This is a genomic window from Schinkia azotoformans (genome assembly GCF_035811335.1).
Taxonomy (GTDB): domain Bacteria; phylum Bacillota; class Bacilli; order Bacillales; family Bacillaceae_J; genus Schinkia; species Schinkia azotoformans.
In genome coordinates this window covers 52,588-61,294 of sequence record NZ_JARSMD010000054.1, presented here as the reverse complement: position 1 = coordinate 61,294, position 8,707 = coordinate 52,588, and the positions used below count along the sequence as shown (strand labels likewise).

Below are 8,707 nucleotides of genomic sequence, written 5' to 3'. Positions count from 1 at the left end.
TTTGGATAATCAACACTCGTGAAGAGAAATAAAAAATATAACCCACATAAAAATAATATTATTCCCTTAATATAGTCGGGAATGTTTTCAGCTAAAAAAGTTATATTTACCACCTACCTCTTAAAATAGATGCCGGAGTTATACCCGTTTTGCTACTTATTTCGGAAAAAGCAAGTGCCACTACTGTTCCAATTGCTATTCCACCTATTATAGCGGGCATACCTGTGATAGCCAATCCACCAATGATAACCGTTGATAAATAGGAGGCTGCACCTGCTAATACAGCATTATTTATTAAACTTGAAGTTGGGTCAAAGTCTTCAGCTGTCAAGTGCAATTCCAAGACCAATTCCAAAAATACCCGCTTGCCCCCATTTATCTATGAATCCTCCAGTTATACCTACCACTGCATTTTTATAGCCCTCATTGGTATCTGATTTTTGTTTTGTGAAGATTCATAAGAGCTGCTAGTTTTCGTTGTTATTGATTTAATCGTGTTTGCTACAGAATTATATACTTTTTTAGTTGATGTGATGATATTACCGAATGCATCGTATTCATAGGCTATCACCGTGGTTCCAGTTTTATCCTTCAACCCGACGATATCTCCATGACCATTGTGGACATAATAATAATTGACAGCTGTTCCAGTTGTATAATTAGTCAATTACTTTGGTATGACGAACAATAGTGGGCGATTGTGTAGTGAGTTGAAACGTGATTGCTCTTGCTAGGGACAAATGTGAAGCACGTTTTTGTTACTTTTAAGCTCAGTTTTGGGTTTTAGTTCAAGCATGGTATGGTTGGGATCAACACTGATTATCCTCATTAAAAGAAGCATGAAACCAATTTGGTGAGAATATGTGCAGGTTATTTACCATCAAATGAGTGTAGAGTCTAGTTTGGTGAGGTTAAAACCTAGTTATATGTCATTAAATGAGCGTGGAATCTGGTTTGGTGAGGATAAAACCTAGTTATCTGCCATTAAATGAGCGTGGAATCTAGTTTGGTGAGGATAAAACCTAGTTATCTGCCATTAAATGAGAGTGGAATCTGGTTTGGTGAGGATAAAATCTAGTTATCTGTCATTAAATGAGCGTGGAATCTAGTTTGGTGAGGATAAAACCGGGTTTTCTGTCATCAAATGACTCGTGGAATCTAGTTTGGTGAGGATAGAACCATGTTAACATCATCAAAGGCAGTCCGTGACTGAGATGGTGAGGGTAAATGTAAATTATTGCCATCAAAGGAGCCTAATCCTTTTTTGCCGGGGATGAAAGTATTTTATGAACCCTTAAATTCACCCCATTTGCCTTCAATACCATTCGGGTTGTTACTGTGACGTAACACTAGTGACCAAAACAATAAATAAAATTTTTAACTCCTATTATTTTTGATTATATTTTTTATTAGTCCTTAGATTCACACATTGTAAAAATTCTTAGTCCAAATATTTTTACCCAATATTTAAATGGAAAGTATGCAAATATAGAAATAAAAATACCAGTAATACCCAAAGTAAGGGGGAAGAATATCAAATTGATCATTCCTGCTAAAATCCCCGTAATTTTAAAATCCCCAGCATTAAAATAAACATTTTGACTAAAAAAACTTATTAGCAATCCAATTAATCCAACAAAAATTCCAAGAGCAATCTGAATTACAATGTTTAACTTAACAAAAGAGCTAAATTTAATATTATTAATTTTAATTTCTTGCATAGTAATCAACCTTTCTAAATTTGATTATTATAAAGCCAGTCCCTTTTCGGAAGCTGACTTTACATAGAACCATCGGTTTTTATGAAATTTATATTTTTTTCTTTATTTTATCAATTAACTTTTTACAACTATTATAAATTATTCTATTTTGTAAATATGCATATTTAAACCATCTAAAAAGAAATAATAACCATAACAATATTGCTAATCCATATAAAATATTAAGTCCCAATTTTATAAAGAAATTGTTGTTTGTTCCAAAAAAGTCTTTATAGAGGTTAATTAAAATTCCTATACTAAAAAATAAAACAAAATTAATAAAAAATCCGGCATTCATATTATCTCTCTTGTTTTTTAAATCATCAGTCATTTTATTCACTCCTAAAATAGGAGGGCTAATAGACCCTCTCTATTCCAAATTAGGATCCTTCTTCAATTTCTATTGAAAGTCCCCACCCAATCAATCCTGTGCCGAGGAAACCCTTTATCACAAAAACATCATCACTAATACCTGCAAGGCCTTTAATTCCAGCACTTAGAACACTTCTAGACAACTCCACTTTTACATTATATTGATTAAAAGGGATGGTAAACCCTCCTGTTAATTTAGCAAAAGTAATTTCTCCTCCAAAACCGTACAAATCAGGACCTACCCCATATTCAATGTTCGCATTTAAATATGAATTCTTTCCCTCAATTTCACCCCATTTACCTTCAATACCATAACCACTAAATCCTAACTCTCTTTTACTGGAAACATTACCGACCTTTTCACCCTTATTAATAATTCTTCCTGCATAACCAGACATTCCTGCATACGTCTTACTTTTCAGAATATCCCTGGATTTATCGTATTTTTTTGTAACTTTATTATCCTTACTAGTTACATTTGATTTAATACCTTGTGCATTAAACAGTGACTTAAAAAATTGACTTACTTTCCTTTTTACCTTTTTATATAATGATTTGATTTTTGAGAAGAACGATAAGCCAAATGGGTCGATAAACCTAACTGGATTGTTCGCAGTGTATACGTATAAATTAGCTGATGGCACGATGTCCCTAGTAAGATACCGACCTATCAATGGGTCATAAAACCGTATCCGCAAATAATACAGCTTTGTTTCTTCATCATAAAAATAGCTTGCATATCTGAATGGATTTTCTTCTCGTAGAAGCCTTCCGTTCCCAGTTTTCGCTGTTCCAGTTGCTGTGATGATATTACCGAATGCATCGTATTCATAGGTTACCACCGTAGTTCCGGTTTTATCCTTCAACCCGATGATATCCCCATGACCGTTGTGGACATAATAATAATTGACCGCAGTTCCACTTGTATAATCGGTCATTGTGACTAAATCGCCCGTGTAAGTCCGGGTGAAACTGTAAAGGATTTGGTTGTTTTCATCGGCAATATACGTTAAATGCCCAGCATCATAATAGTATTGTTCGGTTTTCTTACCATACACCACTTTCTTTGTCCGTTTGCCCTCATAATCATAAGAATAGGAGGCAATGGCTACTACTGCATTTGCCTGCTCAACATACGATAACCGATTAGATGAATCGTAGTAATATTTATGACGATCATCTCTAATTTGATTTCCATTCTGGTCATACTGGTAAAGACTTGAAGCCCCATTTACGGAACTAATTTGATTGGCAGAATCATATTTAAAGGTTGTCTTCGTTCCGTTCTTTGTGATCGTGAGTCGATTCCCATACGAATCATACTGGTAGGAAATAGCGGATAGGATTGCTCCATTACTTGCAATTTTTTGTTCATTTGTTAGACGACTGGCTAAATCATATTGAAATGAATGTTTTGACCCATCATTATAAGTTATAGTCGTTGTATTTCCATCGGCATCATAGGCATGCTTTTCCCGGCTTAAGATGACACCATCCGCTGTTTCTAAACGATATTCCTTCAAATCACCTAGCTCATTGTATTCGTAATAAGTGTTATAAGCCTTTGTTCCATCTGATATAAACGACTTTTTCAAGCGCCCTGCTTCGTCGTAAAATTGACCAACTTGCTCCTTATTCGGTCCATTTAAACTAGCCATCATCCCTGCTTGATCATAGTCATAACGATAAATGGCATCTACACCTAACTTTTGGGTAATAGAGGTATGGGCAATGGTTGTGATTTGGCCATTTGCATTGTACGTATAATTCACAGAACGACGGATGCCATTAATCATAGGATACGTTATACTTTTCACTTCATCAATTAAAGCATCCAATATATAGTCCGTTACTTCTTGACCGGAAGTACTCGTTTGAATAACCTGGGTTAGATTATTATTTTTATCATAAGAAAATGCCCAGCTATTATTAAATGTAATGTCTTGTTTTGTTTTAAGTCGATCCAATGAATCGTAAACAAGTTTAAGTTTAGTATTATTCGGAAATGATACAAGTTCCAAATTGCCGTTTGCATCATAATCATAGATGGTTTGATTCCCTTTTTGATCTTCATGTGTCCTGATTTGATTTCGTTCATTGAACGTTTGTTTCATTTGGCTTTTCCAGACCACATTGCCATTTACAAGCTCATAAAATCCGAGGTTGAGAATATTTCCATTTTTGTCGTAAATAATCTGGTAGATTGCATTTGTTGCCTGATTTTCAATATACGTTGGTCGGTCTAAAGTATCATATCCGTATATAATCTTGCCCCCACGGGGCAAAATGACATTTGCTAAGTTACCTTGAGGAGTCCGTGCAAGTGACATTGAATATCCTAAGGGATTCGTGATGGAGGTTACATAATTTTTATTCGCATCATATCCAAGTTGAGTTAGAACAGGCTTTGTCAACCAATTAACAGCATCAAAATAAAGAGTCCCTGCTGTAGGTGCCAAGGTTCCAATCGATAATTTGATACTTGTAGCAGCAGCATTTATCCTCTTAGCCTCATCATAGGTTAAAACGACTAAAACACGCGTCCAATCATCATTCGATTGAGTTATTGTTTTACTCACTTTTTCACCTAAATAATTTCCACTTCCATCATATAAATCAAATTTAATGATTCCTCCGCCACTGGTTACCTTTGCTGCTGTTCGAATCATCGCTGTCGCAACATACGTTTCTCCTGCTTTTAGGGGTTCGTTTTGTTTATTTCCATAGAAAGTCCATCCACCTGTATTTGAAAAACTAACAAAATGTTCGCCAATAAAAGATTTAATATCCCGATTAGAAGTTAGCCATTGAACATTCGCTGTTGTCTTATCTTGGATATATAATTGCCATTGATCTGGAGCACCGGTCTTTTCCAGATCGTATTCAAAGCTATTGTTTTGTGCCAAATTGTATTCACTCATGATCGCATTTGAAACACTGGATGCCCGAACAACAATTTCATCAAACCACACCGTTGCATTTGGTTGGTTTTCTAATTTCACATAGATACCTAGGCTTTTAAAAGCATTTGGTATAACAACGCTTCTTTCTGTATATTCCCATGGGTGATCGTATTTATTAAAATTAGCACCAAACCAATCCGGCTGCCCATTATTGACGGTCGGCTCCTTATAATCAACTCGTAATAATATTTGATAAGCACCACCACTTGAAGATACCCCTTGAGCCATCGACCATCCGGCGAACGTTATTTGAACACCATCTGCACCGGAGACATTGATGTCCTGACCAAGAAATTTATTTTGTGAAGTACCTACAAGTTTTAAGGAGTGGTTTCCTTTTTTCTTATTGACGATATTGATTCCGTCTTTTATGTCATCTAGGGTGCTAGCTTTAATTCCCCAATAATCAGGCCATCCAGAATTATAAATATCTGTTTCAAAGCCTGCGTTAATTACAAAATTCTGGTCTGTAACTTGTGTTCCTTCCTCCATTTGAATGTTATCAAACCAGGCTGTGCCACTCTCCACTAGGAGTGTTATTTTAGCATAAGCTGCACCACCCGGAGATGCTACGCGCCCACCTTTTTTGATCCATTCTTGGACTAAGCCTTTTGTATTAGCTAACCACACACTCGAGCCTATTAAACTTGAGGTTGTTCTGTCCCGATACCAATCAACCTTTACATCAGCTATAGTCGTATTATACGTTTGAATAATCCAACTAACGGTATATTTCATCTTTTCATGAACGGGGATAAAGGATGAAGCCATCATGGCCCGATCATTATATCCTGTAGATCCCATTTTCAATGAGTAGTTGCCGTTTTTACTGGCAGAGCTTTTCTCAATCGTCCCTTGACCGGTTTTCAACCATTGCATAGGTACGTTCGTTGTTGAATTCCATTCTTCAAATCCGCTATTCATCACTAAATTATTCCCAATGGCGATCGGAGTTGAAGCCCAGATTAAATTTCCATGTGTATCATATTCTTTAACGGAGGCTCCTGAAAGAGGATTCAATTGGACGGTTTCGTTATCCTTTTCGTCATAATAGTTCATTTCCGTCGCTCCGCCAAAGTCCGTGGCTTGCTTAAGGGTATCCTTTTCCCACTTAAAAATGGCTGCTTGACTCTTGGAATTAGTCAGACTTGTTAGGTGACCTTCCTCGTAGGTTAAAATGGTTTCCAATAATCTGGGATCCTTTGTACTTGTTAGTTGATTCTCTGAATCCCACTCAAAAAAAGTTTCATAGTTAAGTCCATTTGCATCTTCAGTAATTTTTATTACATTTCCTTGTGCATTTAAAGTGTAGAGGGTCACAATACCTTTAGGATCTGTCACTTTTATGTCAGCTCCATAGTAAAATTGGGTCGTATACGTTTGTTGAACCATATCATTAGTCGTCACATATTCCTTAATTGAAGCTACTTGATGATTTTGTACATACGTAAAACCTTTAGGATGTGTAAGGGTATACTCACCAATATAGCCAATTGAAGTTGGATTTGAGTTTGGATCATAGACAGTAATAAGATTTTCCTGGCTGTCATATTCATAGGAAACCTGCTGCTTAACATTATTTGCTGCATCTAACTTTTGCACCATCCGTAATTGCCCATTCGAATAGTACGTATATTTAACCGTTGGGATCTCTGTCCCTTTGATTGTATCCAGTTTCCCATTTGCACTAAAAGTGAACCTAATTGTTCGTCCTGATGCATCCGTGATGGATTGAAGTGTGCCATCCGAAGTATAGGCAACATCCAAAATATTATCATTAGAATCAAATATCGCTTCCAACTTCCCCGTGCTAAAGTCAAAATAATATTTCGTTTTTGTTTGATCAGTAAGAATATAATAAGCTGGATTTGTCCCTTCAGCAGCTTTATATGTTAATTTATATTGGATTCCCGGCGGTCCCTGCCACATTCCAATTTGACCTTCCGGTTCTGTAAAAATATGTTTCGATCCATCTCCATCAATAAATAGAATGACCTTACTGTTGATTGGATCTTTGTATTTTAACCTCATTTCAAAATTAAAGAGCCATCCACTACCAAGAATACTCTTCATTCCTTCGATTGGAGCTTTTGTGCCGATTTTATTTGGTATCGGAATGGAGCGAGAATTGTAGGAGCGGCTTACCATTATTGGAATGCCTCGACCCGGTAAATAAACATCAATATCAGATAAGAAGAAATTCCCATTTGATAATCCGACATTTCCAACATAACTCCAAAAGTTTTCAACACCAGTTTGATCTGTAACATACGTAATTTCCAACTTAGGAATAGTTCCACCAGACTCTGATGAATTAAACGCTCTTCGATCTGTACTTTCCGTACCATTAGAGCCACGGGCAATTAACGCAATTCCATAATTCGCCACTTCTCCCTCATACCATTGCTGAACTAGATTAGTAATATCAAAGACCCACTCTCCTGTAACGGACCCATTCTTGGTACTATTGGCCGATGCAATCGTTGCTCCATGAGTTGGTTTCGTGCTCCATGTCATCTCATCTCCCCATGGTTGTAAGATAGGGTGAACATCAACAAAGGTTTCAAGCGATGCCGCATTTACGTACTGGTGTAACTTTAATTGGGCATTTAGAATACGGGCACCACTAGTTAACACCGGAGGTTTAAACCATAAATAGGACCGATTAATTCCATTTAGGTTTTCCCCCACAGCCAGATAAGTTTGATCAGAAAGTGCAACTTTACTTGCAACTGTCTTATCCCTTGTTTCGGCAAACTTATTGGTCTTTATTTCTGTCACAATGATGGTAGGATCAATTGTAATTGGATATTTTGTAGCCTTTTGATTGAGCCATTCTTGATTAGCTATGATTGTCAGAACCCATTGCCCGTCTGTCTGCCTCAATCCCAATTCAACCTGATCGGAAATTTCCCCATTTTTGTCTGTCATAATCGCTTTTGGAATTTGAAATATAGCTTCATTTGTGATGGAATCTTTAATGAAAAGTTCCCCATTTATTAATGCTGGCATTAAATTATCCGTCATATCAAGAATAAACGAAAATTCATTTTGAGCTTTTGAATGCTGTAAAATAATATTTTCTTTAATACCTTCAGGTAATACTTGGTACGTAATATCAACAAATGGGAAAATCTTTTTGTAAGTGATCGATTGATTCAATGTTTGAATGATGGGTTTGGAAGCATTTAGGGGTTTCATATTGACTATATAGGGTCCAAGTTCTAATCGATTTAACACTTGATCGTCTTGAAAAAGTGAAAACCAACTCGACCACTTGTTGGATTGGTTTTTATACTTGAAGTTTGGATGCTCCGTGGTTTGGATTAATTGATTTTGAATGTCTTTCCACATACCTTTTTCATTTTTCCAGAAAACAGGGGCTACGAAGGTTTCTGTCGTAATACTGTCATCAGGATTGGCCATCTCAAACTTGCGTCCTTTTCTTCTGCCTGGAACCTCCTCAGACATTTTTGGGGCTTCGGAAAAGATTTTGGAACAGATGGTTTTGGCATTATATCTCCTCCAATAATTTTTCGACTTTATTTTAAGTATATTGTTGAACTATGAAAAATAGAATATCCTTTGGATTAAATTAAGAGGATGACTTCG

5 protein-coding genes are annotated in these 8,707 nt (G+C 36.3%); all 5 read right to left on the bottom strand.

The window, feature by feature from the left end:
- Positions 1–106: 106 nt before the first annotated feature.
- A complete protein-coding gene (locus tag P9E47_RS22405; RefSeq protein WP_003331230.1) occupies positions 107–355 on the bottom strand; it encodes a hypothetical protein in 249 nt (82 codons plus the stop codon).
- Positions 356–400: 45 nt separating this feature from the next.
- A complete protein-coding gene (locus P9E47_RS22400; protein ID WP_157382107.1) occupies positions 401–667 on the bottom strand; it encodes a hypothetical protein in 267 nt (88 codons plus the stop codon).
- A 742-nt stretch (positions 668–1,409) separates the two neighbouring features.
- Positions 1,410–1,721: a hypothetical protein gene (locus P9E47_RS22395; RefSeq protein ID WP_003333497.1), complete on the bottom strand. Its 312-nt coding sequence runs from the start codon at positions 1,719–1,721 to the stop codon at positions 1,410–1,412.
- 88 nt (positions 1,722–1,809) lie between these two features.
- Positions 1,810–2,091: a hypothetical protein gene (locus P9E47_RS22390; protein WP_003333498.1), complete on the bottom strand. Its 282-nt coding sequence runs from the start codon at positions 2,089–2,091 to the stop codon at positions 1,810–1,812.
- Between the two features lie 49 nt (positions 2,092–2,140).
- Positions 2,141–8,566, bottom strand: coding sequence for a DNRLRE domain-containing protein (locus tag P9E47_RS22385; RefSeq protein ID WP_326165059.1), 6,426 nt, complete (start codon positions 8,564–8,566; stop codon positions 2,141–2,143).
- Positions 8,567–8,707 lie beyond the last annotated feature (141 nt).

Bases quoted from the DNA above. Each gene is read 5' to 3' on its own strand.
- P9E47_RS22395 (WP_003333497.1), bottom strand. From the start codon at position 1,721: ATGCAAGAAATTAAAATTAATAATATTAAATTTAGCTCTTTTGTTAAG.
- P9E47_RS22390 (WP_003333498.1), bottom strand. From the start codon at position 2,091: ATGACTGATGATTTAAAAAACAAGAGAGATAATATGAATGCCGGATTT.
- P9E47_RS22385 (WP_326165059.1), bottom strand. From the start codon at position 8,566: ATGTCTGAGGAGGTTCCAGGCAGAAGAAAAGGACGCAAGTTTGAGATG.